Here is a 1643-nt window from a genome sequence, read left to right as displayed (position 1 = left end):
GTTTTAGCTTCACGTTTTCGAAGATGTAATGTACATTGGTCTGGCCAATTTTGGCCCCTTTGATCGTTTGTCCATTGATGTTCAATGTTGGCTCTCCTCTGTTCGAATAAACGGTGATAGGGGTGATTTCATTACCCCTGTTGATCATACGTCGCTGCGTGATATATAACACCGGTTCTTTGCTCCAGTTGGCTTTATACCAATAAAAACCATCTTTCTTCAATTTACGGTCAAAGGCAATCAGACCTTTATAATTTCTGGGATTGACATTAAGACCGGTAATTGGTATTGCGAAATCAAAGATGTTCCATACATAGGAACCTAAGAAAATCGGATTTTTAGCGATTACCCCCCAGTGGATCTCATGAAATTTTGTGGCATACTCTTCGGGGAAGAACGAAGGAAATACACAGATTATACCATTAAGAAAAGCCCATATAAAAAAGATATTGTCAAACAGGTTGTAGACGCTTACACAGCCGAAGGTATAGATGTATTTTTGTATTTTTCGATCTTGGAATGGAATAATTCAAACTATATGGGAAAGGCGCCCTCTACACCGGAAGAAAAGGCAAAATTCAACAAGTTTTTAGAGTATACCCGTAATCAATTATTGGAGCTTCTTCAAAATTACTCCCAGATAAAAGGTTTTTGGTTTGATGGTACCTGGGATCAGTCCTGGATTCAGTCCTATGACTTTACCTATAAACTGGAAAAGGAACTCCGCGAGAAGCATCCGGGGTTAATCATCGGTAGCCGTTTTCGAAACGATGAATTTGGAAAACGACATTTCGATTCGAATGGCGATATGCTGGGGGATTATGAGCAAGGATGGGAACGCAAAATGCCGAAAGAATTTGAATGGTTGGAAGGACGTGATTGGGATTGCGTCATGACGATACCTCCCAATGGTTGGGGCTACATGAAAGATTGGTCGGGTATTTATACAAAGACATCCGACGATTTGATCGATATGTTGATGAACTGTGTATCAATGAACGGTAATTTCGTATTGAATTTTGGTCCGGACGGAAATGGTCGGATGCATTCGGGAGAGGATAAACTGGCGAAAGAGATCGGTGACTGGATCAAAGTTAATGGTGAAGCTGTTTATGGGGTTAGGCATGCGGGGCTTGCGCCATCTAAATTGGGTTATTTTACAAAAAAAGAGGACAATCTCTATCTTACGGTCTTTAATCGACCCGTCAACAATATTGTGCGTATTGCTGTACCGAAGAATGCAACAACGGTTCCGGTAACGGCAGCATTACTTCAAAATGGTCAAACCTGGTTTTAAAGCAAGCTGAAATCGGCATAGACCTGGATAAGAATATGTACTATGATATTGTACTTCCAGACACATTTGTTGCCAATAAGGCTTTTGTTATAAAAATGAAGCTTGGTCATCCAAAAGGACAGCGTGAGCAACTAATGGATGCAAAAATGTAGGCTCAGGACATTATAGGAAATTTCCCTGATTTCATCGGATCGCCAATAGCAATGGTACCGAATCAACGACATTAGGATGGATCAATAAAAACGGCACTTAAATCGCTATCGGTTAAAGTGCCATTTTTCTGTTATATCTGCGTTGTTGCTGTAATATTGAGGAGCTCGCTTGGGGTATGGATAATGTATTTTGC

1 protein-coding gene and 1 pseudogene are annotated in these 1643 nt (G+C 40.5%); one reads left to right on the top strand and one right to left on the bottom strand.

Annotated elements, in window-relative coordinates:
* Nucleotides 1–223, bottom strand: a pseudogene (locus tag B2X72_RS21290) (beta-galactosidase); the annotation flags it as partial.
* 141 nt (nucleotides 224–364) lie between these two features.
* Between B2X72_RS21290 and B2X72_RS21285 the strand changes: the two are divergent.
* Nucleotides 365–1297, top strand: a complete 933-nt coding sequence (locus B2X72_RS21285; RefSeq protein ID WP_244294346.1) for an alpha-L-fucosidase — start codon at nucleotides 365–367, stop codon at nucleotides 1295–1297.
* The last annotated feature ends 346 nt before the right edge of the window (nucleotides 1298–1643 follow it).

This window comes from Sphingobacterium sp. UBA7253 (genome assembly GCF_002472745.1).
GTDB classification, from domain to species: Bacteria; Bacteroidota; Bacteroidia; order Sphingobacteriales; family Sphingobacteriaceae; genus Sphingobacterium; species Sphingobacterium siyangense.
Note: the sequence above shows the minus strand (reverse complement) of the source record. Positions and strands in the feature narration are given on the sequence as shown.

Bases quoted from the DNA above. Each gene is read 5' to 3' on its own strand.
- B2X72_RS21285 (WP_244294346.1), top strand. From the start codon at position 365: ATGAAATTTTGTGGCATACTCTTCGGGGAAGAACGAAGGAAATACACA.